Raw genomic sequence first — 25,252 nt, 5'->3', positions numbered from 1 at the left:
GTCGCTTCCCTCAGGCCTCGGTCAGACGGGGCGGCGCCGGCTGCTGCGACCGGCCGAACCCGCCGGCCAGTCCTTGCTCGACGATGCCGCCGATCCGCGCATCGAACACTTCGGGGGCAAAGCGACGTGCATTCGCCATCGCGGCTGCCGGATCGAAATGGGGCAGCCACCGCTCCAGCCGCTCGACCGCATCGACCAGCGCCTCGACCGACTGTTCCTCGAAGAACAGCCCCGTCTCGCCATCGACCACCGTTTCGCGCGCGCCGCCACGACCATAGGCGACGACCGGCCGTCCCGAAGCATTGGCCTCGACCGGAACCAGCCCGAAGTCCTCCTCGGCCGGGAACAGCAGCGCCTTGCATTCGGCATAGGCACGGCGCAGCCCGGCAAAATCGAGCCGGTCGACGATCGTGATATTGTCGCCCGCGCGCGCAGCGATTTCGCGGGAAAGTTCGCCGTCTCCCACCATCAGCAGCGGGAGGCCCAGCCGATTGAACGCCTCGACCACCAGATCGGCACGCTTGTAGGGAGTCATCTGGCCCACCCACAGATACTGATCACGGATCGTGCCCGTCGGGCCGAACAACGTGACATCCACCGGCGGATGCACCACGTCGGCCTCCCGGCCCCACGCCTTGCGCACACGCCGCGCGATGAACGCGCTGTTGGCCACGATCTTGTCCGGGCGCTGGGCAGACGTGGTGTCCCATTGGCGCAGGCCATGGAACAGTAGCGGCATCAACGGCCGCGTCAGCCGACCAGCCTTCGCCTTGTAGGGGTGATAGTGATCCCACAGGTAGCGCATCGGCGAATGGCAGTAGCACAAGTGGAAGGCATCCGGCGCCGCGATCACGCCCTTGGCCGGGCCGGATTCGCTGCTGATGACCAGATCGTAGCCCCGCAGGTCCAGTTCCTCGAGCGCGTAAGGCATCAGCGGCAGGTATTTCTGGTAGTGCTTCACCGCACCGGGCAACTTCTGGATGAACGTGGTGCGGATCGTATGCGCACGGATCGCATCCGACAGGCGCTCCGGCCGGACGACATGGGTAAAGATGTCCGCACCCGGATAAAGGCGCAGGAAACGCTCCAGCACCCGCTCGCCGCCGCGCATTCCCACCAGCCAGTAATGGATGATCGCCACGCGCGGGGCACCGCGCACCGGCGCCGCGGCGAAGGTCATCGGGCGCCGATCAGGTAGGCCGCATATGCGTCGTAATATCCCGACGAAGCTTCGTCCGGCGCAAACTTCGCCTGCTTCTTCAGGTCCACCCGCGTCAGCACCACGCCGAGATAGTCGCGCAGGCGCACGGGCAGCAGGCGCGTGGCCGCCTTGACCCGGTCACGGCTGGTGGCGCGCCAGCGCACCGCCATCGCCACGCCATCCGCCAGCCCCGCGATTTCGCGTGTTTCGGCGATCGACAGCAACGGCGGCAGGTCCAGCACGACCAACTCGAAGCGCTCCTTCAGTTGCGCGACGATGCGGTGGATGCCGCCATCGGCCGTCAGTCGCTCGCCATCGGTGGCAACCGAAACCAGCGGCAACACGGTGAGCTTGGGGCGCACCTCGTGCAGCGCCAGATCGAGCGTCGCGGTTCCGGCGATCGCTTCGCGCAGGCCCTGACCGTCGGTCGCCTGAAACAGCTTGGACAGGCCGCGCACGATCACGTCGCAATCGACCACCACCGTGTTCACGCCCAGCCCCGCCGCCGTGTGCGCCAGCATCGCGGCAAGCGAAGTCTTGCCTTCATCGGGCATGGCCGAGGTGATCGCCAGCACACGGCCGCGATCGGGCACATGCATATGCGTGGCGCTGTAGATGCCGCGCACGGCCTCGGCCATGATGGAACTCGGCTGGTCCACCACGGTTTCGAACGGGGTCTGGGACGCGCCGTCGAGCTTGCGGTTGTCGGGCACCGATCCGAGGAACGGCAGGCCAAGCGCCTTGGCCACGTCTTCCGAGGTGGTCAGGCCGCTGAACTGCATTTCGACCACGAAAGCGATGGCGCCGCCAAGCAGCAGGCCGACGATCCCGGCAAGGATCATGTTGAGCATCACGCGCGGGCTGGAGGGACCACTCGGCGCGGTGGCCTCGCTGATGACCTTGGCGCGCGATTGTTCGGTCCCGCTCATCGCGGAAATCTGGCGATACCGCGCGAGGTAGGTCTCGTACTGCCCCTGCGATGCCTCTGCCCGGCGCTGGAGATCGTCGAGCGCGACCATTGCACCGTTGTTGGAGGCCAGCACGCCGCGCGCCTGCCCCAACGAGCCCTGAAGCGACCCCAGTCGCTGGCCAGAGACGTTCACTTTCGCCTCCAGATTGGAAATGACGCGGTCGATTTCCTCCTGGATCTGCTGATCGACAGCGGCAAGCTCCTGCCGTGCGCGCAGAAGTTCGGGATGCTTGCTGCCGTAGCGGGCGCTGAGATCCGCAACGCGCGCCGCGATCTGCGAACGCTGCGTGCGCAGGCTCCCGACAACGGTGGAGGACAGCGCCTCACCAACGTCCGACCCGTTCGAGCCGGCACGCAGCTGCCGGCGCGCCGTGGCGAGCTGCGCCTGATCGGCTGCGGCTTCCGCCTTGGCGGTCGCGACCTGCTGGTTGTAGACAGAAATGTCCTGCTCGGTCAGCGATGTCGCCTGATTGCTGAGCAGGCCATTGCGGATGCGATAGCTCTGTACTGCGGCGAAATCGTTCTGGGCCTGCGTGCGAAGTTCCGCGATCTTCCTTTCAAGGAAGGTCATCGCCTGCTGCGCGGACTGCTGCTTGTCGCTCACCTGCGACTGCGCATATTGCCCGGCGAAGGCGTTGGCAATGCCGGCCGCCATCTGCGGATCGGTATCCTGCACGGTCAGGCTGAGCGAATAAGACGTGCCGATCTGCTGGGCGGAAATGCTCCCCTTCAGATCCTGCACGATGGCGCGGCGCCCGCGTTCCATGTTCTCCGCCGAGATCGCCGACGGCGCCAGCGCGCGCGGCTTTGCGCCGGTCAGGCTCTCGAAGAGCGTCGGCTCGATCGCCAGTTCCGGATTGTAGCGCGGGTCCCGGTCCAGCTTCAGCGTTTCCATCACCCGGCGCGCCACGTCGGTCGAGGTGATCACCGAAAGCTGGGTGTTCATGTCCCAGTCGCCCGAAACCTGCTGCTGCGGCTGGGTCTTGGTCGCCACGCGGTCTTCGAGCTGCTCCGACTGCGGCTTGAGCAGCAGCACTGCGGAGGCCGTGTAGAGCCTCGGCTGGAGCGCGGTAATGATCCCGCCCAGCAGCAGCGTCGCCCCCAGGACAGCCCAGATGATCCCGCTGCGTCGGCGGAAGAAGCCAAGCAGCCGGGCGAAGCTCAGCCGGTCGTCCTCGTCAGGCGCAATTGGCGCGCCGGGAAGCAGGTTACCGGCTGAAATCGGCTGAGGGAGCGCCGAGCCGTCATAGATCGTAGGCAGGTTCATGCGAGGACTTTCAACGTTCCGGCCTGGCAGGCGCTAGCGGTCATCGGGCCAATCGCAGCGTCAGGCCGCCGCGGAAGCCCGAAAACCTGGGCGCCGCCGCAACCGTGCGGGTTCGCCCTTCGAGGCCAAGCGATCCGGTCACGCTAAGCCACTTGTTGGCCTTCCACGTGGCAGAAGCCGTCGACCAGTACGAATAGGTGGCCTGGTTGATGCCCTCGTAACGCTCGCGCGAGCCGCCGGCCCGCAGCGACACCATGACGTTGCGCCGATATTCATAATCGGTGCCGATGTCGGCCCTGGTCAGCGTGACCGTGCTGACATTGCTGAACGTGCTCGTCGAGGTATCCTGCGAAAGGTCGGCGCGAACCGTGACCAACGCATCGGGATACCAGCGAACCCGTCCATGCAGGGCGAGCCCAGAGGGGTCGGCATAGGCCTTGTTGCGGAAGTTGTAGCTGCGGTAGCCGGCATCGAAGGCCACTTCGACCAGACGGGTGAGCTCATAGCGGACACCGATCAGCGCCCTTCGCGACGTCGCATTGCGGTTGGTCAGCGGATTGGGGTCGGTAAAACGGTCGTCGGAAAGTCCCACGGTCGCTGCCAGGCCGAAACGCGGGCTGACATTATAGTGCGCCTCCACGTCCCCGCCGATCCGGCGGTTGTCGCGGAAGGTCTGGTCGACGACCGTACCACCCCCCAGCACCGCGTCGTCATAGCGCACTCGCAGGTACTGGCCGGTGGCGGCAATGCGCAGCTTGTTGAACTGCTTCGACACGGAAAGGTTGGTGTGAAAATCGCGCGCCTGCAACGGAGAGCCACTCTGGAACGCGTTCGCGACAGTGCCGCGCTCCGCCGTGAACCTGCGATAACCTGCATCCCCCGAAAGTCCGAGCCCACCTGCCCGATCGAGCGAAAAGGCGCCCGAGACGGTGTACTGCTCATCGTTCTCGCGGGTGTACTTGGAAAAGCGGCGGACCTGCGCATCGGTAAATACGCTGAACCGGGAATCCGACCGTACCTGCTGCACTGTCAGCGAAGGATTGGCGACAACCGCCAGATCGCCCACCGCATTCTTCGGGCTGCCATACAGGTTCGACTGATAGTCGCCCGCCACGCCAAAAGTGGGATAGGCGAAAATGTCACCCGAAAGGCGAATTCCCTGCGCGTCATAGCTGGGCTGCGGGCGCCGTCCGGCGACATCGTCCGGCTCCTGGAAATCCAGGTTCTGCGCAGCGGCCCCGTTCGACAGCATGGTCGTTCCAAACACGAATACTTGGAAGTTCATGAGGAACACGGTCCATCGGCGCAGGCCGAGCCGTCGATACGTCCTGATTTTCATAACCCCCTCAAACGGCACGACGGTTTTCACCTGCCCACGTCTGCTCGATATCGCATATCGACGGCAGCGTGAATAGGGATCATGATGCACCGCACAAATCCCGGAGACACTTTTCCACCAAGGACAGAACGGTAGGAAATGCCATGAGTTCAGGCCCGCCTGTCCATTTCGATCAACCTTCACCGCGCGGCCCCTCCGTGCTGATGCTGGCTGTCGCCGTGGCGATCCTGGGCACATCCATTGCCGGCATGGCCGTGGCGGAGGCCGACAGCATCAACATAGCGGCGCCCGCTGCGCTTCCATTGGCCGGAGCTTTCGCGCTGGGAGCCGCGGCGACAGCCACCTCGCTCACGGTACGCCTGCTGGGATGGGCGACACTGCTCGCCGCAACGTGCTGGGGCGCGGCCATTGCCCGCCCGATGTGGCCGGCCGGAACGATCGCGGCGACCACGCCCATGGCAAAGATGCGGATCGCCAGTTTCAACGTCTACAAGGACAACGCCCGCCTGCCGGAAGCCATAGCGTGGGTGCTCGATCAACACGCCGACGCTGTCGTGCTGATCGAAGCCAATATGCACCAAAGGACGGAATTTTCGGCACTTCTACGTACTTACCCTTATGCCGCAGCCTGCGCGGAGAACCTGCACTGCTCCACCGTGATCCTGACGCGCCGGCCGCCCGGTCATATCTGGCACCACGCGCAGGGCGATCCCGAAAACCGCAAGACGCTGTCAGCGGTCACCGTTCTGCTCGACCTGGGATGCATCCACCTTCCCCTGACGGCAGCCCACTTCTCACGCCCCTGGCCGCTCGGATCCCAGCGCGGCGACCTTCGTCATCTGGGCGAAGTGATGCGACACATGGGCCGTGACGGCCTGCTGATCGGCGATTTCAACTCCGCGCCCTGGACATTCGCGATGCGCCGGATCGCGGCCAGCGGGCACCTCCGCCTTGCGTCCGGACCGCGACCGACGTGGCCATCCGCCGCAGCTTCCCTTCCCCCGGCACTGCCCCTCGATCAGTTTTACGCGGGGAGCGCCGTCACGATCGCGAACGTGCATACCGGTCCCGATCTGGGTTCCGACCACCGCCCGCTGGTCGCGGATATCGCCGTGCGCTGCCCGCTCTGATTTTGCACTGCAGCATAAAAAGAGCGGAATTTTCTTCGAAGCATTGTTCAAATATAACTTATGTAATTGCAAATAATAAACTTATTTCAATTTTTTACGAACTAATGGTATGTTTTCACGATCGGGACGGCTCCCGGGGATGGCAGGAAAGAGGATCCGGCGATGGCAGAAGCATCGCGTACCCCCGAACCGCGCGTGCGCGCCACTGGCGACACTCCGCATTCCCCGGGCGCGCGGCAATCGCCCTGGCATACCGATCGCCGACATTCCGAAGCCGCAGCGGACGCCGCAGCGGACCGCGACCAGTTTCCCGGGCTTCCTCCCATCAACTGGGCCGGCTGGCTTGGCGGCCTTTGCGTCAGCCTTCTGCTATGGGCAGTCGTGCTGTTCCACCTTTGGACGCTCTGGTAGGTTCGCGGCCCCCGCCCCTCCCGCAGCGCAAGGGATCAGAAACGGCGTTCCGGGATGCGAATGGTATCTCCGGGCAACACCGGGGTTCCACCATCGAGCCGGAAGGCTTCTTCGGCGGACGAATCGTGATGGCGGATGAAAACCCGCTTCTGGTCCGCGCGGTAGGTGAAACCTCCGGCACGCGCGACCGCACTGAACGCGGTCAGGCCATCGACGAACGGGAACTCGCCGGCCTTGTTCACTTCGCCGAGGATATAATAGGGTCGAAAATTCGCCACTTCCACGGTCACGCTGGGATTGTTGACGAAGCCGTCGCCCAACCGCGCGGTCAGCGCCGCCTCCAGCTCGCGCTGGGTCTTGCCCTTGGCATCCACCGTGCCCAGCAGCGGGAAGGAAATCTGCCCCTCGCCATTGACCGGATAGCTGCCGGTGAGGTTTTCCTCGCCGTAAACCGTGATCTTGAGCATATCGCCGCTGCCCAGGCGGTAGACCGCCTGTTCGGCCGAAACCGAGCGGGTGGGAAGGTTGCCGGCCTGAGAGCAACCAGTGGTCGCCCCGAACAGCACCACCGCGAGCACGACACCCGAGACCCTGCGGGCCGACGCCTTCAAACGAAACGGACGCGACATTGTCATGCGAGTGATCCCGGATTGCTGGCGCAAAATGCGAAGTGTAGTGGGCCGTGATGTTTAGTCAGGCCCTCACCGCACTGCAACAGTGATCGTCACTGCGAGTGCGATAAGCAATGACCCTTACCTAACGAAATGCAAATCCTTAAACCGAAAGATATGGGTCAAGCTGCATCTGCACCAAAGCGGGGCGCGCAAGACCCGTTTTCACCCTTGATGGATCAATCGTTCATCTGGGAACTACCGTGTTGCAAAATTTTCAGCTACGACGCCGGCAATGGGGGGCGAAGAAGTCTTGTCTTTTTCAAGTCATGCGTGGGACTTCGGAGCGATCCGGGCAACGGGTATTAGGCCCCCGGCCCGTTTGCGCGTTCCTGCAGCCCCCACAATCGCGGCCCCCCGCTCGGTCGCGACTGGCTTTTCGCCCATGCAGCATCGGGCCGGAGCATAACGTTGCCGGGAGACCGCACCGACAGCCCGGACGTGAGCGTGGTCGTCTCATCACTGGGACGCACCGAGGAACTGGCGCGCCTGCTCGACAGTCTCGAGCGGCAGTCATTCTCCGATTTCGAGGTCATCCTCGTCGATCAGAATTCCGATGATCGGCTTGCCCCCATTTCTGCCGCACCACGCGGCTTTGCCCTGCACCGGCTTCGTATGCCTGGCCGTCGGGGCGTAAGCTGCGGGCGCAATGCCGGCTGGCGGCAAGCGCGTGGCCGCACCGTGATCTTCCCCGACGATGACTGCTGGTATCCCCCGGAATATCTGGAAACCGGCGTGCGCCTGCTGGACGAAACAGGCGCCCAGTTGCTCTCCGGCCGCTGTTCGAACACCGACGGGCGCAGCATCAACGCGCGCTTCGCCAAATCCGCCGGTCCGATCACGCGCGGCAATGTCTGGATCAGCCAGATGGAAGGGATGACCTTCGTGCGGCGCTCCCTGCTGGAAGAACTGGAAGGCTACGACGAAGGCTTGGGTATTGGCTCGCCCACGCCCTGGCAGGCGGCGGAAGGCCCGGATTTCATCCTGCGGGCACTGGCGCGAGGGCGCCGCTGCCACTTCGATCCCCGGCTTTACGGCTACCACCTCGAAATCGACACCTCGCGCCCGGACAATGCCATGTTCGTCAAGATCCGCGCCTATGCGCGCGGCATGGGCTATGTGCTGCGGCGACACGGTTACCGCCAGAACGCGATCGCCTATTGGGCCGGCCGGTCGCTGTTCAACGCCGTCCGCTACGCTCTGCTGCACCCCCGCCGCGCCCGGTTGGCATGGGTGGTCGCAATGGGCCGGATCGAAGGCTACCGCGCCGGAACGCCGCTGACCCGCTAGAGACGACGCGCCAAGCGCCGACGCCACCGCCGCGCGACCAGCGACAACCGCACCCACCCGCGCGCGGCCCAGCGCACCGCCACACGCCCGTCGAACCGGCGCAGCCACCAGCCAAGATCGCGGTCGAGCGCCAGGTCGGAAAGCCCCTCCGCCGCAAGATGCTGCCGCATCCACGCCAGGAACTGGTGCGAAGCCTCGTCCGGCCGGCGGAACCCGGCCAGTTCGCCGCGATCGACGCGGGATGAAGTCGATTGACGATGCTGGCGATAGACGGCGCCGCAATGGCTCGTCACGAACACCAGATGGCGCGCGAAGACCTTGACCCACAGCGTCTGGTCCTCGAACAGCCCGAACGCTTCGTCGAAGCCGCCTACCGCCAGCACCTCCGCCCGGCCCAGCGTGGCCGCGCAGATGCACGGTACCGCGCCTTCGTGATTGACGACGATCCGGCGCACGATCTGAGGCGGCTGGTGGATGCGGCCAGTGACCGGGCCGAGTTCCTCTTCCCAGGTCCGCCCGGTGGCATCGTCCAGCCAACGCGTCGCGCCATAGACGCAGCGCAGGCCCGGATTGGCATCCAGCAATGCCGCGTGAGCGGAAAGACGGTCCGACAGGAACAGGTCGTCGCCATCGAGGAACGTGACGAACTCGCCTGTCACCGCGTTCAACGCCAGATTGCGCGCCGCTGCCGCGCCCCGGCGCCCGCCATCGGCATGGCGCAGCACCCGCACTCTCGCATCCGCGCGCGCGAAGCCTTCGGCAATGGCAAGGCTGGCGTCGCGGCTACCGTCATCGACGATCAGCAGTTCCCAATCAGGCAGGTCCTGCGCCTGCACGCTGGCAATCGCCTCGGCCAGATAGCGCTCCTGGTCGAGCACCGGCATGATGACGCTGAAGCGCGGCGCCATGTCAGCGGCCCAGCCATCTCTTGACGGCCAGTCGCAGCAGGTTGGCCGCGGCCCGGCGCTGCTCAGCCCGCAGCGCGCGGCGCAAGTGCCGTCCGGCTTGGCCATGCGCGCGCAGCCAGCGTTCCAGCCAAAGCAGCAGGCTCCGCCGCACGCGCGCCGTCGCGAGGTCGGATGCGGCATTCGACATGCTCACTCCCCGCTGCCGATACCGCGCCCATGGCTGCGACGAGACATAGACCGGCCCCACCGCCATCAACTTGGCGAACAGCGCCTGATCCTCGAACATCCCGGCAAAGCGCGCCTCGCATCCCCCCACCTGCTCCACCACGCGCCGCCGCATCATGGCATTGCACGTCGTCGGCGTCTGCGCCCGATTGCCGATCATCACGCGCAGCGCCTCGTCGCCGGGGACCAGCCGGTCCGGCTCCAGCCCAAGATCGTAGAAGAAGTCGGTTGCGGCCGCGCTCGCGTCCCAGCTCGACCAGATTTCGGTGCGGCCATAGACCATGGTGGCGTCGGGATGAGCATCGAGCAGGGCCACCTGCGCGGTCGCCTTGCCCGGCAGCCACACGTCGTCGGCGTCGAGCGAGGCGAGAAACTCTCCGCGCGCATGCGAAAAACCGAAGCCGCGCAAATCACCCACGCCCATCGCATTCCGGTCCGGGTGCTGGATCAGCCGTCGCCGCGATGGATCCTGCGCGCACAGCGCCCGCGCCACTGCCAGGCATTCCGGCGTTGCCCCGCCATCTACCATCAGGATTTCGTAAGCATCGAACCCCTGCCCTGCCACGCTCTCGACGGCCTCTGGCAGGAAAGCCTCCTCGTTGTGAAACAGGATCACTGCCGAAACGCGCGGCGCCCCTGTTTCACCAGTCATGCTTCGATCTCCGCCAGATACTGGTCGATCCTGTCCAGCACGTCGGTATCGACGGAATCGTCGAACTTGCGGCCAAAGAACGCGCACGACTCTACCATCGCGTCGAAATGACCGAACGTCAGGATTTCGGGGCTGGGTCCGTCACCCGGCCAGTCCACGAACGTGTATTCGCCATGCAGCAGTTCGCCCGCGTGTTCCGAATTGCTCAGCTCGGTCTGGAAGAAGAACTCGTCGGGCGATAGCGCACCGCGGTAAAAGCGCATCCGCTCAGGCGGCAGACCGAGCAAGTAAGCCGCGTGTTCGCGCGCGAGGCACCAATAAGGCGAGCCGGAAAAGAAGCGCAGGTCAGGCAACCGTCGCCCGAACGGCAGGCGCAGCGACCGTCGCCGCGACCGGGTCAGGTAGAACCGCCGCACATGCTCCCACTGCATCTCGCGCCCCGGCGAGGGCAGCGGCACGCGGTCGATGAAGCTGTGCCCCGGCTGCGCGGTGACCATGCGCTCCAGTTCGCCCAGAGGCCGGATCGGATAATCCTGCCCGGTGATATGCTGGACATGAGTCACGTCGGGAAAGGCATCGAGCATCGCCGCAAGCCCGGCGAGTTCCGCCTCCACCTGCGAGAAATGCGCCCACCGCACCGTGTGTGCGGCGATGACCACGATCCGCCCCTCGGCGAGCAGCGCCGGTTCCACCGCGCGAAACGCATCGCGGTGCCGGCGATCGAGATGCACCACGATGGCAGCGTCGCTCATTCGCCGGATGGCGCGCACCAGTCTCAGCAGCAGCGCCGGACGGTGGTGCGCGACGATCAGGTAGCCGAACCCGCGCGCGCGCGCCGTCATGGTTGCGGCAGCGGCTTGTCGCCGCGCACCATGTCCAGATAGCGTTCGCAGATCGCCTCGGTCCCGCCGCTGGCCAGCAGCCGCCCCTTGTCGAGCAGCAACGCGCTGTCGCAAACGCCGCGCACGAGGTCCATGTTGTGGCTGACGAACAGGATCGAGCGCCCCTGCGCTGCCAGCTCCTTCATCGTGGCCACGCACTTGTCGCGGAACGGGATGTCGCCCACCGCCAGAATCTCGTCGAGCAGCAGGATTTCGGATTCGAGGTGCACCGCCAGCGCGAAGGCCAGCCGCGTATACATCCCCGATGAATAGCGCTTCACCTGCGTGTCGAGCACCGGACCGATATCGGCGAAGGCGACGATGCTGTCGAGCTTGGCCGTCACCTCGGCGCGGCTCATCCCCAGGATGGCGCCGTTGAGATAGATGTTGTCCAGCCCGGTCAGTTCGGTGTCGAACCCCGCCCCCACTTCCAGCAGGCAACTGACGCGGCCATAGAGATGCGCCTCGCCCGATGTCGGCTCGGTGATCGCGGCCAGGATCTTCATCAGCGTGGTCTTGCCCGAGCCGTTGCGGCCAAGGATGCCGCAGATCGTGCCCCGCGGCACGGTGAAGCTCACGTCGTCCAGTGCGAGGAAGTGGTGCTCGTCTTCCGCCTGCGCCGCGCGCGGGGAAAACGCGGCGGCCAGTTCATCGCGCAGCGTGGACGCGGTGAAAATGCCGCGCCGATACCGCTTGGACAGGCCGCGAGCGTCGATGGCGAGTGCCGGCATCATCGTCAGATCGTGTCCGCCGCCGTGCGCTCGCTCATCTGGAACAGCAGCACCGCGACAAGGAATACTGCCAGCGACGAGGTGACGGCCGCAACGATCTGCACCGGGGTCGAAACCAGCGGCGTGCCCGTCAGCGCCGCACGCCACAGGTCCGAGATGACGCCCAGCGGATTGACGATGGCAAACGGCAGGCGCCAATCCTCCGGCACGCGCGAGAAGGGATAGACGATCGGCGTCAGCAGGAAGCCGCATTGCAGCGCGAACGGCAGCGCGTTCACGAGATCGCGATAGCGCGTCGTCATGCTGGCGACGAGCAATCCCGTGCCCAGCGAGAAGGCGACGAGGGGAACGAACGTGAGCGGCAGAATCCATAGCCGCGACAGGGGCATGGTGAAGTCGGCGAACACCGCCGTGGCCAGCCCGAACACGCCCAGCATCGCCAGTTGCAGCCCCACGCCCACCAGATTGGACACGGTGATCGAGATCGGCAGGATCAGGCGCGGAAAATAGACTTTGCTGAACAGGTATTCGTGCGCGACGAAGACCTGCCCGACCATCTGCACGATCTGGGAAAAGTATGTCCACATGATCGTCGCGGCGAGATAGAACAACGCCGGCGGCGCGCCATCGGTGGGCGCGTCGGTTACCCGCGACATCATCAACACAAGGATGGCGGTTGTCACCAGCGGCCGGATCAGCAACCACAGTGGCCCCAGCACGGTCTGCTGGTAATTCACCTTGAGGTCGCGCGAAACGAAAGCGCGCAGCAGGTCACGGTAGGCGCCGATCTCGCGCAGCCGCAGCGCGGCAAGACCCCTGCGGCGGGCGACGAGGCGGTAATGCGGGCCGGCCGCACCGTTCATGGCAGGCGCCGCAGGAATTCCGCCGCGCCCCAGTCACGCACCTCGATCCGCGGCAGTTTCAGCGGATCGGTTTCGGGCCGCAGGATGCGGCGATCGACCGTGACGGCCGTCTCGAAACCGGCCTTGCGCACATGGTCGACGACGCGCGCGTCATAGTCGCCGAACGGATAGGCAAAGCTGGACGGCAGGCGCCCGGTCAGGTCGGCGCATTCCTCGCGGCTCTGCCCGATCTCGCGCACTTGTGTGGCGAGGTCGCAGTGCGGCAGCGAAACGTGCATCTGGCTATGCGCCCCCACCGACAGGTGCGTGCCATCCAGCGCGCGCACTTCGTCGCGGTTCAGAATGGCGTGAGAGGGGCGCATCGCAAGATCGATGTTGCACAGTTCTGCCATGCGCGCGATCGCATCGCTGCGCGCCTGCACGGGAAGGTAACGCAGAACGCCGGACAATTCGTTGAGAATGCGCATCCGGTCGGCGCGCGGTGTGTCCGGACCTATCCGCCACTTCCGGCCGCTACGCAGCACGTCCAGCTCGAAATCGTGCGACAGCGTCGTTTCCAGCAGGATGCGGACCAACTCGTCCCACCAGTATTCGCGCGCACCGCCGATCATGCCCGTGCACAGGTAGATCGTCGCCGGGCAATCGTGCTGGGCCAGCACCGGAAGTCCGTGCGTGACCACGTCGCGATACCCGTCATCGAACGTGATAGCGGCCAGCGGCTGGTCGCTCTCGGCCGTCAGCAGTTCGCTGATCGGCACCACCTTGCGCACTTTCGTCAGAGCGGCGATCTGCGCGGCGAAGTTCTTCGGGCTGACCGCAAGGTTCCAGGTATCCTCGGCAAGATCGGCCACGCGGTGATACATCAGCACGATGGGCAATCGCGCGCCCATGCGCTTGGCAACCTGCCACTTCGCCATATTGATGGCGCGCGTGATCATGCCGCGCCCGCCTTAGTCGCACGCGCAGCGACCACCACCGGAAAATGGCGGTCGACCACGGCAAGTTTAGCCGGATCGACATCCTCGACCGAAGCGCCGGCCAGGAAAGCGATGGCGGCATGGACGTTGCCGAAAGCGGTCAGGTCGATGTCATCTGCCGCGAACTCGGCGCGGAGCAGGCGTTCCAGCGCCGGTGGGGTCAGCGACCAGTACCAGTTGTCGCGCCACTCCCACGGATCGACCGCCGAGACGCCCGGAACCGTCAGCAGCAGCGTGCCGCCCGGCGCCAGCGCACGGACGACATTGCGCACCGCCGCGGGCATATCGAAGATCAGGTGGAGCGTCTGGGTCAGCACGATGCAGTCGAACGCCCCTTCGGGCAGGGTTGCCGGATCGGCAATGTCGCCCACGATGGTCGCGATGGGGTTGTCGCCGCTGACATGGAGCACGTCCGCACGCGTGACCGCGCTGCCGCCAAAGGCACGGGTATAGCTGCTGTCGCCCACTTCGAGCACGCGGCCGCGAATGAAGCCGCGATGCGCATCGAGAAAGCGTTCGATATAGAGCCGGTCGATCGGTTTGCCGCGATCAGGACCGAAGACTTCGCCGATGGGCGTGGTGCGGTCGAGATGTCCGAAATCGATGCCCCCCACGCGCGGCGCCCACAGTCCGGCGGGCAGGTCGGCAAAGGGTCGCTCCGGCAGCCCGCGCAGCACCCGGCGCAGCGCGCGGACAAAGCCCCGTCGCAGCACGATCGGGGAATTCCGTCCGAACTTCGCCGCGATTTGCTGCAACACGCCCCGTTCCCGTTGTTGTCCCGCCATGGCAGGGAAATTCATCTCGAGGCCCCGGCCAGAGCCGATCGCGCCCGGCTGCAAATGCCCGAAACGAAGATCACCCCCCGGCAATCATGTCCGCTGCACCGACTAGCAGCGTCCTGCCCGGCACACCATTGCCAAAGTGCAAGTGTCCCAGCGTTTTTATTCCGACATCATCGCAATTTCATGAACTTTGGTAAGTATTTAGGGCCGGGACATCTAGTGGAAACTACGTATCCGGATGGAAGTGCGGGGCGTCTTCGCCCCCGCCCTGCCCTGGCCACTGCGGTCGGCGAAGGCTCAGTAGCTGCCCCGCCGTGCCAGCAGCGCGGGGATCGTGCGCAGGCAGATCCCGAAATCGTAGACCACGCTCTTGCGGAACGAATAGAACGCGTCGAGCCGCACCCGCGTCGGGTAGGACAGGTCGTTGCGGCCATTCACCTGCCACAACCCGGTCAGGCCCGGGCGAACGCTGCAATAATCGGCGATGCGCGGGCCATAGCGGACGACTTCGGTCGGAAGGATCGGACGCGGACCAACGATGCTCATCTGGCCGGCGAAAATGTTGAACAACTGCGGCAGCTCATCAAGGCTGCTGCGGCGCAGGAAACTGCCGATCCAGGTGATGCGCGGATCGTTGCGCAGCTTCTGGTCGCGCGCCCATTCGGCGCGGGCATCGGCATCGCTGGCGAGGAGCTTCTCCAGCACATCCGGCGAATTGACCACCATCGAACGGAACTTGAGGCACGGAAACAGCGCACCGTTGCGCCCAACCCGGCGCTGCCGGAAAAGCACCGGGCCGCGGCTGGTCAGCTTGATCAGCAACGCCAGCACCGGGAACAGCGGCAACAGGGCAATGATCGCGCCCAGCGACACGGCGATATCGAAGGCGCGGTGGAGCCAGTCCATGCGCGCGTGGTGCCCAACATCGGCGGGGGCGACGCGGATCGACGTCCGCCCCATGCGTGCGCGTTCCGCACGACGCATGGATGCCATGCTGCGCCAGCGAAGGAAGCGCGCGGCATTGGCATCGACAGCATGGCTCTTGTCCATGTCGATCCCATTAACTTTAGTAAAGTTAACCGTCATGCCGCCCTATTACCCCCGCTTCGGGCTCTCTATCGCCGTAGCGCCTTAATTTTTCGGAACTTTGGCCCTCCGCGTCAACATCATTCTTGTGCACTGCACCATCAGAGCGTCTTCTATTGGGACCGAAACGGGGCCATCATTTTGAAACAACTTCAGAAAGGCGCGCATTTTCGCGCTTGCGGCCAGGTACATCGACATTGATCGCCATGCTCTTTTCCTAGGCCGGCATCGTCCTCCAGCCGGTCCAGGCGGGCAGAAAGCGTCCGCGGCATATCCATTTTGGAACGATCTACAGAATCATGACCGCGCCAACTGCCGGTCAGCCCTGCCGGGCGCGGCGCAATTGCACGGACCGAATCATGACAAAGGCCGCATCTTCCGGTTGCGACACCGGAAAATGCGGCCCCTGGGCCTAACGAAGGTTGCTTTTTATGGACCGACCGGCCGGGTAAATCACTCCACCGTCACGCTCTTGGCCAGGTTGCGCGGCTGGTCGACGTCGGTGCCCTTCGCCACGGCCACGTGATAGGCGAGCAACTGCACCGGCACAGCATAGACCAGCGGCGCGATCAGCGGGTGGACCTTGGGCATCTCGATCGTGGCGAGACAGCCCTCGCCCGCCTCGGCCAACCCTTCCGCGTCGGAAATCAGCACGATCTTGCCGCCGCGCGCACGCACTTCCTGCATGTTCGACACGGTCTTCTCGAACAACGGGCCGCTGGGCGCCAGCACGATCACCGGCACGGCTTCGTCGATCAGCGCGATCGGGCCATGCTTCATTTCGCCCGACGCATAGCCTTCCGCGTGAATGTAGCTGATTTCCTTGAGCTTGAGCGCGCCTTCCATCGCCAACGGATAGTCCGGCCCGCGCCCGAGGTAGAGCACGTCGCGCGCCGGGGCGATCAGGTGCGCCATCGCCGCGATCTCGTCATCGTGCGACAGCGCAGCATTGAGCGCGGCGGGGGTCTCGACCAGCTGGTCGACCAGATCGGCTTCCTCCGCGCGCGTCATCCGCCCGCGCTTGACCGCGAGATGCGCCGCCAGCGCGGCCAGCACCGCCAGCTGGCACGTGAACGCCTTGGTCGAAGCGACGCCGATCTCCGGCCCGGCATGGGTCGGCAGCAGCAGGTCCGCCTCGCGCGCCATCGAGCTGGTCGGCACGTTCACGACCACCGCGATGGTCTGCCCGGCCGCCTTGCAGTGGCGCAGCGCGGCCAGCGTGTCCGCCGTCTCGCCGCTCTGCGAAATGAACAGCGCCAGACCGCCCGGCTCCAGCACGGGGTCGCGGTAACGGAACTCGCTCGCCACATCGATGTCCACCGGCAGGCGCGCGAACTGCTCGAACCAGTACTTCGCCACCATGCCCGCGTAATAGCTCGTCCCGCAGGCCACGATGGTCACGCGGTTGATGGTCGAAAGGTCGAAGTCGATCTGCGGCAGCGCAACCGTCTGGTCCACCCGGCGCAGGTACGAGCGCAGCGTCTGCGCCACCACCACCGGCTGCTCGAAGATCTCCTTCTGCATGAAGTGGCGATAGTTGCCCTTCTCGATCGCCGCCGCAGTCGCGCCCGATGCGACGATCGCGCGCTTCACCGGCTGGTTGTCCGCATCGAAGATTTCGGCGCCCTCGCGGGTGATGACCACCCAGTCGCCTTCTTCAAGGTAGGACACCTTCTGCGTCAGCGGCGCGAGCGCCAGCGCATCCGAACCGAGATAGGTCTCGCCCTCGCCATATCCGACGACCAGCGGCGAGCCGAGCCGCGCACCGATCAGCATGTCGGGATGCTGGCGGAACGCGATGGCGAGCGCAAAGGCGCCGCGCAGTTGCGGCAGCACGGCCTTGACCGCCTCCTGCGGCGACTTGCCGGCTTCGACCTGCTCCGAAACGAGATGCGCGATCACTTCGGTATCGGTCTCGCTCTCGAAAGTCCGGCCACGCGCGATCAGCGCCTCGCGCAGTTGGCGGAAGTTCTCGATGATGCCGTTGTGCACCAGCGCCACTTCGCCCGTCGCGTGCGGATGCGCGTTGCAGGTGGTCGGCGCGCCGTGCGTGGCCCAGCGGGTGTGCGCGATGCCGATGGTGCCCGGCGCGGGGCTGCGCGCCAGTTCGAGCACCAGGTTGTTCAGCTTGCCCTCGGCGCGCCGGCGCACCAACTGGCCATCCACGATCGTGCACACGCCCGAACTGTCATAGCCGCGGTATTCCATGCGCCGCAGGCCGTCGACCAGCCGGTCCGAGACGTCTTCCTTGCCGACGATTCCGATGATTCCGCACATGGTTTCAATTGCCTTCGGGCTGGAGTGCATAAGGGACGCGAACACCCGGCATCGTCGCCGGAAAGTCCCGCGTGTTTCGGGTCACGAGAATGCTGCCGCCGACCTGCGCCGTTGCCAGAACAAGGGCATCGAGCAAGTTCAATCCGATGCGATAGCGCAAGTCGGCGGCGGCTTCGGCAATACGCCCGTCCACCTCGACCACTTCGAACGGGGCGATTAAATTGCGGACATGATCGCGCGTTTCCAGGGGCTCCCCCGCGAGCAGCTCGGTCCAGGTCACGCGGCTGATGCGGCAGCGGGGGTAACGCGAAAGTTCACCGGCCGCCTCGATCCGCCCGGCCAGCCAGTCTGCCACGATGCAGGTATCGAATACGGGTGCCGCCATCAGCGCCCGCCTCCACCAGAGCGGCGCTGGCGGTGCTGGAACGCCAGCCCATCGGCCATCTCGGTGCGGTCCTGCCAATAGCCCAGCCCGCGCGCCACCCAGTCGTCGCCGGCCCGCCCTTGAAGGTAGAGCCGCACCGCCTCGCGCATTTCCGCCGCGCGCGACCGCCCGTTGCGGCGCGCCAGCGCATCGAACGCTTCAAGGTCACTGTCAGGGAGGTCGATGAGAACGCGCGTCATGCAAGCGCATCGATATCATACCATGATATCATAGCAAGTCGCATTCCGGTGTAATCCCGTTTTGACATCGCCGCGCCAAGGCGGAGGTGCCGCCGCGCGCGGGAAGGCTCAGCCCTTGGCCTTTTCCGCCTTCTTCTTCTTCATCGCATCGTGAAAGCGATCGGCCCAGCCCGGCTTGACCAGCTGGTCGGCGCGCACCAGCCGCAGCTCGCCGTCCGAAACGTCGCGCGAAACCGCGCTGCCCGCCGCCACGATGGCATCGGCACCGATCTTGATCGGAGCGATCAGCGACGAGTTCGACCCGATGAAAGCGCGCTCGCCGATCACGGTCCTGTGTTTGAAATAGCCGTCGTAATTGCAGGTGATCGTGCCCGCGCCGATGTTGGCCGCGGCGCCCACGTCGGCATCGCCCAGATAGGTAAGGTGGTTGGCCTTGGCGCCCTTGCCCAGCCGGGTGTTCTTCATCTCGACGAAGTTGCCGATGCGGCTGCCTTCCTCCAGCACCGAACCGGGGCGAATGCGCGCGAATGGCCCGATCGAGACGCCTTCGCCCAGCGCCGCGCCTTCCACGTGGCTGAAGGCGTGGATCACCACGCGGTCGGCCACGGTCACACCGGGGCCGAACACCACGTTCTGCTCGATGGTCACGTCACGGCCCACTTGCGTGTCGTAAGCGAACCACACCGTTTCGGGCGCCACCAGCGTGGCGCCATCGGCCATCGCCTGCACGCGCCGCTTCTTCTGCCAGCGGCTTTCCGCTTCGGCCAGTTCGCCGCGGCTGTTGATGCCCATCACCTCGTCCGCGTCATCGGTGGTCACCACCGCGCAGACGCGGCCGTCGGCGTTGGCCACGTTGACGATGTCGGTCAGGTAGTATTCGCCCTGCGCATTGTCGTTGCCCACGCGCGCCAGCAAGCCGAACAGCTCGGTGCCGCGCACCGCCATCAGCCCCGAATTGCACAGGCGGCAGGCGCGCTCGGCCTCGCTCGCGTCCTTGTGCTCGACCATCCTGGTCACCACGCCATCGGCGGCGATCACGCGGCCATATTGCAGCGTATCCTCCGGCTCGAAGCCCAGCACGACCACCGCCGGGTTGTCCGCGCCGTGGAGCCGTTCCAGCATCGCGCGCATCGTTTCCGCGCGCACGAACGGCACGTCGCCATAAAGGATCAGCACATCGCCGCCAAAGCCCGCCAGCGCGGCTTCTGCCTGCTGCACCGCGTGGCCGGTGCCCAGCTGCGGATCCTGCACCGCGATGTCCGCGCTGCCGGCCAACGCCTTTTCCAACTGTTCGCGCCCGTGCCCGGCGACCACGACCTGCCGTTCGGGCGAGAGCGCCGCCGCGCTCGCCATCAGGTGCATCAGCATGGGCCGCCCGGCGATGGAGTGGAGCACCTTGTGCAGGTCGCTTTTCATGCGCGTGCCCTTGCCGGCAGCAAGGACGATGATGGCGAGAGGCGATACGGTCGATGCGTCGGTCATGCGCCGCTCATTGCCAGCATTTCCTTGCAGTTTCCAGAACAGGACGGCACTTGCAGCCGTGATGGAAAAATTTCCTTTCGACATTGTCGGCTTCGACCTCGACGGCACGCTGCTGGATACCGCCTGGGATCTTGGCCAGGCACTCAACCACGCGCTCTCGCTGGCGGGCCGCAGCCCGGTCGCGCTGGACGACGTGCGCCGCTTCATCGGCGGCGGCGCGGCGCAGATGCTGCGCAATGCCCTGATCGACAGCGGCGGCGTGGATGAAGCGGCCTTCCCCGCGCTCCAGCAAGAGCTGCTCTCCTTCTACGGCGCCAATATCGCGGTCCATTCCCGTCTGTTTCCGGGCGGAGAGGCCATGCTTGACGCGCTGGACGCCCAGGGCGTCAAGCTGGCGGTCGCCACCAACAAGAAGGAAGACCTCGCGGTCCGCCTGTTCGACGAACTCGGGCTTCTCGACCGTTTCGCCGCGGTGATAGGCGGCGATACGCTCGGCGCCGGCACGGCCAAGCCCGCGCCCGACATGCTTCACGAAATGGTGTCCCGCTGCGGCGGCGGACGTGCGGCCTTCGTGGGCGACACCACCTTCGACGTGGGCGCCGCGCGCGCTGCCGGACTCCCGGTGATCGCGTGCAGCTTCGGCTTCTGGGACATGCCGCCGCAGGATCTGGGCGCAGACGCGGTGATCGATCACTTCGATGAACTGGTGCCAGTGCTGACCCAGCTCGGGTAAGGTCGCGCGCCGGCTTACCCGGCTCGTAGCAGTTCCGCCGCGCGCGGTCCGGCTTCCAGCAGCGCGATCAGCCCCCGCTCGTTGCGATCCAGCCACTGCGTCGCACGGGGCAGCTTCAGCGCGGCGCGCCATGCCTCCTGCCGCTCGACCAGCGCCAGCACCGCCGGGTGGACATAGCTCTTGCGTGCGATGGCCGGGGTGTTGCCCAGCCGCTCGGACACCTCCGCCAGCAGCGCCTTCAACGTCACCTGCCCGTCCGCCCCGGCCAGCAGGCCGAACGCCAGCGCGCTCGCGTGCCAGGTGCGGAAGTGCTTGGCGGTGAAATCGTCGCCCATCGTCTCTCGCAAGTAGTCGTTCACCTCGGCCGACCCCACCGGGCAGGCCGCGCCGTCGTCATCCAGATACTGGAACAGGTGCTGGCCCGGCAGGTCCTGCATCTTCTTCACGAAGCGGACGAGACCCCGGTCGCTGATCCGCATCTCACGCAATTTTCCGGACTTCGCCTTGAACCTTAACAGCAGCGTGCCTCCTCTCACATCGGCATGGCGCATCCGCAGCGTGGTCGCGCCGAAGCTGGCGTTCGCCCGGGCATAAGCCTCGTTGCCCACGCGGATACCGCCCGAATCAAGCAGCCTCACCACCGAAGCGATGCAGCGTTCGCGCGTCAGCCTGGGCGCGCGCAGATCGTCCTCCACCCGGCGGCGGACCAGTGGCAGCAGATGCCCGAACCGCGCGGTGCGATCGAACTTCTCGCTTTCGCGCGCGGTGCGGAATTCAGGATGATAGCGGTATTGCTTGCGCCCCCGCGCATCGATCCCCGTAGCCAGCACATGGCCGTTGGGCGCGGGGCAGAACCACGCCTCGCCATAGGCGGGCGGCAGGCCGATGGCGTTGAGCCGGTTGATCTCGCCCCGGTCGGTGATCCGCTGGCCGTCCGCATCCCAGTATCCCCAGCCCTGGCCCATGCGCCGGCGGCGGATGCCGGGGAGGGAATCGTCGACGTAGACCAGCCGGGTCTTGCCGATGCGGATCGAACGCGCTTTGTTGCCCATGTCCGGCGAACGAGGCAGCCCCCTTGCGGTTCCTGCCCGCGCCGCCCACCTCCCTCCCTGCCCATTTCCCATCGGCGGTTCACGCCTGAAAGGATCCCCGCGATGTCCGAAGAATACGTCCCGCCCAAGGTCTGGACCTGGGAAAAGCCGAACGGCGGCGCTTTCGCCAGCCTCAACCGCCCCATCGCCGGACCGATCCGCGAGGCCGAGCTGCCGGTGGGCGAGCACCCGTTCCAGCTCTATTCGCTGGGCACGCCCAACGGCCAGAAAGTGACGATCCTGTTCGAGGAACTGCTCGAGGCCGGGATCACGGACGCCGAATACGACGCCTGGCTGATCAAGATCTTCGAAGGCGACCAGTTCACCACCGGCTTCGTCGATGTGAATCCCAATTCCAAGATTCCCGCGCTGGTCGATCGCAGCGGGCCGGAGCCGATCCGCCTGTTCGAATCGGGCGCGATGCTGCTGCACCTTGCCGAGAAGTTCGGACGCTTCATTCCGACAGACGCCAAGGGCCGCGCCGAGTGCCTTTCCTGGCTGTTCTGGCAGATGGGCAGCGCACCGTTCATCGGCGGCGGCTTCGGCCATTTCTACCACTATGCGCCGTTCAAGATCGAATATGCGATCGATCGCTATGCCATGGAAACCAAGCGGCTTTTCTCGGTCGCGGATCGCCGCCTCGGCGAAAGCCGGTTCCTCGCGGGGGATGACTACACCATCGCCGACATCGCCACCTACGCGTGGTTCGGCGCGCTCCATCGCGGCGATGCCTATGGCGATGCGGCGACCTTCCTGTCGATGCACGAATACGCCAACGTCGGCCGCTGGGTGGCAGAGATCGACGCCCGCCCCGGCGCGCGCCGCGGCCGGCTGGTCAACAACCTGACCAAAGGCATCCCCGAGCGCCATTCGCCCGCCAACTTCGATGCCCTGAACGACACCTAACGACACCTGACCACACGCGAGAGCATCCCGAAGCGCGCCGGGGACAACAAGGCCCACCCCGGCGCGCACCCTCTTTTCATTGCCGAAGGCGCCGCTATAAGCGCCTCTCCTGCTGGGGCGTCGCCAAGTGGTAAGGCACCGGTTTTTGGTACCGGCATTCGCAGGTTCGAATCCTGCCGCCCCAGCCAGTTCTCAAAAATCGTTTAAAATCATAGATTTAATCTACGACAGCGAACCATTGTTGGCCCCATTCGTTGGCCCCAAGCTTAACCCGAATCGGTGCGACAAAGCGGCTGAAGCTTGCGACATGCGGTTTCAACGGTTTTCGCAGCGTCAACCTTTTCGCGGGAAGCCGGGTGAAGTATTCTTCACCCATGGCTCAGACTCCCTTGCCCCCTTCGCACACAAGAGAAACTCCATCCTCTGACAGTAGAAACGACGATTTCAATCGCGTTATCGGCTATCAGGAGATGCTAGTGGGGGCGTTCACCAGCGAAAGAATAACCCCCGAGGACTTCGCCGCTCTACGCAATGACCTGCTGAACAATCCTCGTTACATCGGCCTCGCCCCCTCCTTTCTGAAGCGCATCCGCGATGTCGCCGCCCTATGGTCGTTCGCCAAGCAGGTGAGTCCCCACTGGGAACCACGCCGGTCGTTCGTCCGCGACGAATTCAAGGCACTCTTGGATCACCTCGAACGGTTTACACCTGTCGAGAACATCGTGGCCGAGGCGCTTTCCAAGCTAGACGAAGCGCATGTTCGTCCTATCTGGGACAAAGCCATCGCTCGCTGCACATTTGATCCCGAAGGCGCAGTAACAAGCGCGCGCACGTTGTTGGAAAGCACCTGCCGGCTGATATTGGAGGCGGCCGATGCGACCGATGTTCTTAGCGAAAACCCCGATCTGCCCAAGCTGTACAGGCGCACCGCCGAATATCTGAACCTCGGCCCGTCGCAGCATTCCGAAGAGGCCTTCAAACGCATCCTCGGCGGCTGTACCAGCGTCGTTGAAGGGCTTGGGACGCTCCGCAACAAGGTTGGCGACGCTCACGGCCATGGCCGTGGGGCTGTAAAGCCACTTCCTCGCCATGCCCTACTCGCCGTCAACCTCAGTGGCGCGATGTCTATGTTTCTGATCGAGACGTGGGAGGCAAGGACGGCGGCTGTCGCTGCTTGATAATCTCCTACCGACAGGCCTCCTGCTGCACCTCCAATGGGCGCAAGCAGGGGGCAGGGGGAAAAAAGCAGGGCGACGGGAGGGCGAGGGCAACTCCCCGACACCCTCAGCCCCCCAAACGCGCCAGCAGGTTCCTAACGGACGACGCATGCCAATGCCCGCCCCGCGCGGTCTTCATGTGCAGGGTGTTCAATTCAGACGCGATGCCAGCAAGCGAGGTGACGCCAGTTGCCTTGATGCGCTCGACGGTGTCCCTCAGGCCTTCTGCAAACGAATCAGCGTTCGCCTTGATCGACTCCACGGACGCGCCGTTGCCCTTACCCGCCCGGCGGAGCGCCGCAGCGCCGTTAGGGTTGCCCAGCCGCTGTCCCCGAGCCTTTGCGGCAGCCAATGCGGCTTTGGTCCGCTCGGAGATACGCTCGCGCTCGTCCTCGTTGATCACGGCCAGCAGGCCGATGGTCAGCCGGTTGACGTCGGGATTGTCAGCGCAAGTGAAGTCCACGCCACTGTTCCGCAGTTGTAACGTGAACGCGGCATCGCGGCTCAGGCGGTCCAGCTTGGCGACAACGAGCTTGGACCCGGTGAGGCGGGCATGGTCCAGAGCCGCATGCAGTTGCGGGCGGTCGTTGCGCTTGCCGCTTTCTACCTCTGTGAACTCGGCCACAATCTCCCAGCCCCGGCCCTCGCACAGGGCGCGGACAGACTGGCGCTGCGCTTCAAGCCCGAGGCCCGAGCGCCCCTGTCCTTCAGTCGAGACGCGGTAGTAGGCGGCAACGCGGGACATATCAGGCTCCTTACAAAACGATGCAACGAGCGTTACTCCATTTTGTAAGACATCAAAAGGGGTGCAGTCGGGTGGGATGCACGGTTCACCGCGCTAAAGACTCGTCTGGACTCAGAGCTTTCTGGCATGTGGAACGGTCACCTTTCGACGGCCGCACCGGTCATCTACGCCCCGCCCTGCCGCACGGAGCGGCGCATAGGAGAGCTTAGAGTGACCAACGGACGGAACGGCGAAGGACAAGACAAGGCAGCGCGCTGCCGCCAGCATCCCGGCGATAGGGCAGATCGGGTTGCCCGCATTCGCGCCCGGTTGGCGTGGCTGCTCGACACGAACCGCAGCACCCCCTGCCCCAAGTGATCCCCCGGTATGCCGCCGGGCCTCCTGCCGATCCGTTGGAGGATCAGGTAAGCAAGGCCCGGCGGCGGCCGCCATGGCCAACCGGGTACCCGATGGGGGGAATGGGGCTCTTGTCCGCTGCGCTATGGCGCTTCGGATTTTTGCGGAAAATCTATCGTTTGGGCCGGAAGTACCAGCCGGGCACCGCTCGGGGATTCTTGGTGCCGTTCTGCGACCGAAGGAACGCCCTTAGGGCATCCGTCGGGACTGCGAGGGCAAACCGGGAGAACCGGTCGCGCCTTGCTTCGCCCAGGTGCGCTGCGAAGGCAGCCGCCGGGAAACGTTTGGCAATCTTGTTCGTGGTCATGATTGGGCGGAATCCTTCTTGAACCGACGGGCCTTTCGGCGCTCCTCGGCACCCCGCCTTTCAACCCACCGGGCTAGGCCGTCGTTGACC

The 25,252-nt window shown here is 65.2% G+C and carries 25 protein-coding genes and 1 tRNA gene; 7 read left to right on the top strand and 19 right to left on the bottom strand.

What is annotated here, in order from left to right; genetic code table 11:
• Window positions 1-10: 10 nt before the first annotated feature.
• The 3 genes from OLX02_RS07750 to OLX02_RS07740 are packed head-to-tail and all read right to left on the bottom strand — an operon-like array spanning window position 11 to window position 4,723.
• On the bottom strand, window positions 11-1,180 hold the full coding sequence (locus OLX02_RS07750; RefSeq protein ID WP_264421698.1) for a glycosyltransferase: 1,170 nt from the start codon (window positions 1,178-1,180) through the stop codon (window positions 11-13).
• Window positions 1,177-3,438, bottom strand: coding sequence for a GumC family protein (locus OLX02_RS07745; RefSeq protein ID WP_264421696.1), 2,262 nt, complete (start codon window positions 3,436-3,438; stop codon window positions 1,177-1,179). The genes OLX02_RS07750 and OLX02_RS07745 overlap by 4 nt, the downstream gene beginning before the upstream one ends.
• Before the next feature lie 40 nt (window positions 3,439-3,478).
• Window positions 3,479-4,723 carry an outer membrane beta-barrel protein gene (locus tag OLX02_RS07740; protein ID WP_264421694.1) on the bottom strand — a complete coding sequence of 415 codons (1,245 nt, stop codon included), beginning with the start codon at window positions 4,721-4,723 and terminating at the stop codon, window positions 3,479-3,481.
• Between the two features lie 197 nt (window positions 4,724-4,920).
• On the opposite strand from OLX02_RS07740, the gene OLX02_RS07735 reads away from it, so the two are divergent.
• Both OLX02_RS07735 and OLX02_RS07730 read left to right on the top strand, forming a co-directional pair.
• Window positions 4,921-5,907, top strand: a complete 987-nt coding sequence (locus OLX02_RS07735) for an endonuclease/exonuclease/phosphatase family protein (RefSeq protein ID WP_264421692.1) — start codon at window positions 4,921-4,923, stop codon at window positions 5,905-5,907.
• A gap of 162 nt (window positions 5,908-6,069) precedes the next feature.
• The gene (locus OLX02_RS07730) at window positions 6,070-6,318 is read left to right on the top strand and encodes a hypothetical protein (protein ID WP_264421690.1); all 249 of its coding nucleotides are present in this window, start codon (window positions 6,070-6,072) and stop codon (window positions 6,316-6,318) included.
• 35 nt (window positions 6,319-6,353) lie between these two features.
• On the opposite strand, the gene OLX02_RS07725 is transcribed toward OLX02_RS07730, so the two are convergent.
• Window positions 6,354-6,953, bottom strand: coding sequence for a polysaccharide biosynthesis/export family protein (locus tag OLX02_RS07725; RefSeq protein ID WP_264421688.1), 600 nt, complete (start codon window positions 6,951-6,953; stop codon window positions 6,354-6,356).
• A 447-nt stretch (window positions 6,954-7,400) separates the two neighbouring features.
• On the opposite strand from OLX02_RS07725, the gene OLX02_RS07720 reads away from it, so the two are divergent.
• Window positions 7,401-8,279 carry a glycosyltransferase family 2 protein gene (locus OLX02_RS07720; RefSeq protein ID WP_264421686.1) on the top strand — a complete coding sequence of 293 codons (879 nt, stop codon included), beginning with the start codon at window positions 7,401-7,403 and terminating at the stop codon, window positions 8,277-8,279.
• Here the strand turns inward: OLX02_RS07720 and OLX02_RS07715 are convergent.
• The 12 genes from OLX02_RS07715 to glmU all read right to left on the bottom strand — a co-directional run bounded on the left by OLX02_RS07715 (window position 8,276) and on the right by glmU (window position 19,767).
• Window positions 8,276-9,187, bottom strand: coding sequence for a glycosyltransferase family 2 protein (locus OLX02_RS07715; RefSeq protein ID WP_264421684.1), 912 nt, complete (start codon window positions 9,185-9,187; stop codon window positions 8,276-8,278). The two genes, OLX02_RS07720 and OLX02_RS07715, sit on opposite strands and share 4 nt — an antisense overlap.
• A 1-nt stretch (window position 9,188) precedes the next feature.
• Complete coding sequence (locus OLX02_RS07710) at window positions 9,189-10,064, bottom strand: glycosyltransferase family 2 protein (protein ID WP_264421682.1); 876 nt, start codon at window positions 10,062-10,064, stop codon at window positions 9,189-9,191.
• Window positions 10,061-10,906, bottom strand: coding sequence for a beta-1,6-N-acetylglucosaminyltransferase (locus OLX02_RS07705; RefSeq protein ID WP_264421680.1), 846 nt, complete (start codon window positions 10,904-10,906; stop codon window positions 10,061-10,063). The genes OLX02_RS07710 and OLX02_RS07705 overlap by 4 nt, the downstream gene beginning before the upstream one ends.
• Window positions 10,903-11,679: an ABC transporter ATP-binding protein gene (locus tag OLX02_RS07700; protein ID WP_264421679.1), complete on the bottom strand. Its 777-nt coding sequence runs from the start codon at window positions 11,677-11,679 to the stop codon at window positions 10,903-10,905. Before OLX02_RS07700 ends, OLX02_RS07705 begins: the two co-directional genes overlap by 4 nt.
• Window positions 11,680-11,681: 2 nt before the next feature.
• Window positions 11,682-12,539 (bottom strand): ABC transporter permease, encoded by an 858-nt coding sequence (locus OLX02_RS07695; RefSeq protein ID WP_264421677.1) that lies wholly within the window; start codon window positions 12,537-12,539, stop codon window positions 11,682-11,684.
• Window positions 12,536-13,477, bottom strand: a complete 942-nt coding sequence (locus OLX02_RS07690) for a polysaccharide deacetylase family protein (protein ID WP_264421675.1) — start codon at window positions 13,475-13,477, stop codon at window positions 12,536-12,538. Before OLX02_RS07690 ends, OLX02_RS07695 begins: the two co-directional genes overlap by 4 nt.
• Window positions 13,474-14,274, bottom strand: a complete 801-nt coding sequence (locus OLX02_RS07685; protein WP_264421674.1) for a class I SAM-dependent methyltransferase — start codon at window positions 14,272-14,274, stop codon at window positions 13,474-13,476. The genes OLX02_RS07690 and OLX02_RS07685 overlap by 4 nt, the downstream gene beginning before the upstream one ends.
• Before the next feature lie 321 nt (window positions 14,275-14,595).
• Window positions 14,596-15,348, bottom strand: coding sequence for a sugar transferase (locus OLX02_RS07680; protein WP_264421673.1), 753 nt, complete (start codon window positions 15,346-15,348; stop codon window positions 14,596-14,598).
• 489 nt (window positions 15,349-15,837) lie between these two features.
• A complete protein-coding gene (gene glmS, locus OLX02_RS07675; RefSeq protein ID WP_264421671.1) occupies window positions 15,838-17,661 on the bottom strand; it encodes a glutamine--fructose-6-phosphate transaminase (isomerizing) in 1,824 nt (607 codons plus the stop codon).
• 4 nt (window positions 17,662-17,665) lie between these two features.
• Complete coding sequence (locus OLX02_RS07670) at window positions 17,666-18,046, bottom strand: type II toxin-antitoxin system VapC family toxin (RefSeq protein ID WP_264421670.1); 381 nt, start codon at window positions 18,044-18,046, stop codon at window positions 17,666-17,668.
• Entirely contained in the window at window positions 18,046-18,285 is a 240-nt protein-coding gene (locus OLX02_RS07665; protein ID WP_264421669.1) for a CopG family ribbon-helix-helix protein, read from the bottom strand. The genes OLX02_RS07670 and OLX02_RS07665 overlap by 1 nt, the downstream gene beginning before the upstream one ends.
• Window positions 18,286-18,393: 108 nt before the next feature.
• The gene (glmU, locus tag OLX02_RS07660; protein WP_264421667.1) at window positions 18,394-19,767 is read right to left on the bottom strand and encodes a bifunctional UDP-N-acetylglucosamine diphosphorylase/glucosamine-1-phosphate N-acetyltransferase GlmU; all 1,374 of its coding nucleotides are present in this window, start codon (window positions 19,765-19,767) and stop codon (window positions 18,394-18,396) included.
• A gap of 61 nt (window positions 19,768-19,828) precedes the next feature.
• Between glmU and OLX02_RS07655 the strand changes: the two genes are divergently transcribed.
• Window positions 19,829-20,500 carry an HAD-IA family hydrolase gene (locus tag OLX02_RS07655; protein WP_264421665.1) on the top strand — a complete coding sequence of 224 codons (672 nt, stop codon included), beginning with the start codon at window positions 19,829-19,831 and terminating at the stop codon, window positions 20,498-20,500.
• A 14-nt stretch (window positions 20,501-20,514) separates the two neighbouring features.
• Here OLX02_RS07655 and OLX02_RS07650 read toward each other — a convergent pair whose 3' ends face one another.
• The gene (locus OLX02_RS07650; RefSeq protein ID WP_264421663.1) at window positions 20,515-21,552 is read right to left on the bottom strand and encodes a DNA topoisomerase IB; all 1,038 of its coding nucleotides are present in this window, start codon (window positions 21,550-21,552) and stop codon (window positions 20,515-20,517) included.
• A 102-nt stretch (window positions 21,553-21,654) separates the two neighbouring features.
• Here OLX02_RS07650 and yghU point away from each other — a divergent pair, with 102 nt between their 5' ends.
• Both yghU and OLX02_RS07640 read left to right on the top strand, forming a co-directional pair.
• Window positions 21,655-22,497, top strand: coding sequence for a glutathione-dependent disulfide-bond oxidoreductase (gene yghU, locus OLX02_RS07645; protein WP_264421661.1), 843 nt, complete (start codon window positions 21,655-21,657; stop codon window positions 22,495-22,497).
• Window positions 22,498-22,610: 113 nt separating this feature from the next.
• Window positions 22,611-22,685, top strand: a tRNA-Gln gene (locus tag OLX02_RS07640).
• A gap of 29 nt (window positions 22,686-22,714) precedes the next feature.
• On the opposite strand, the gene OLX02_RS07635 is transcribed toward OLX02_RS07640, so the two are convergent.
• Complete coding sequence (locus OLX02_RS07635) at window positions 22,715-22,873, bottom strand: hypothetical protein (RefSeq protein WP_264421659.1); 159 nt, start codon at window positions 22,871-22,873, stop codon at window positions 22,715-22,717.
• Between the two features lie 100 nt (window positions 22,874-22,973).
• Between OLX02_RS07635 and OLX02_RS07630 the strand changes: the two genes are divergently transcribed.
• Entirely contained in the window at window positions 22,974-23,675 is a 702-nt protein-coding gene (locus OLX02_RS07630) for an abortive infection family protein (RefSeq protein WP_264421658.1), read from the top strand.
• 106 nt (window positions 23,676-23,781) lie between these two features.
• Here OLX02_RS07630 and OLX02_RS07625 read toward each other — a convergent pair whose 3' ends face one another.
• A complete protein-coding gene (locus OLX02_RS07625) occupies window positions 23,782-24,459 on the bottom strand; it encodes a recombinase family protein (RefSeq protein WP_264421656.1) in 678 nt (225 codons plus the stop codon).
• Window positions 24,460-25,252 lie beyond the last annotated feature (793 nt).

This window comes from Novosphingobium sp. KCTC 2891, from assembly GCF_025938155.1.
In the GTDB taxonomy this organism is placed as follows: Bacteria; Pseudomonadota; Alphaproteobacteria; order Sphingomonadales; family Sphingomonadaceae; genus Novosphingobium.
The sequence above is the reverse complement of the archived record's forward strand: the minus strand, read 5'-3'. Positions and strand labels throughout refer to the sequence as shown.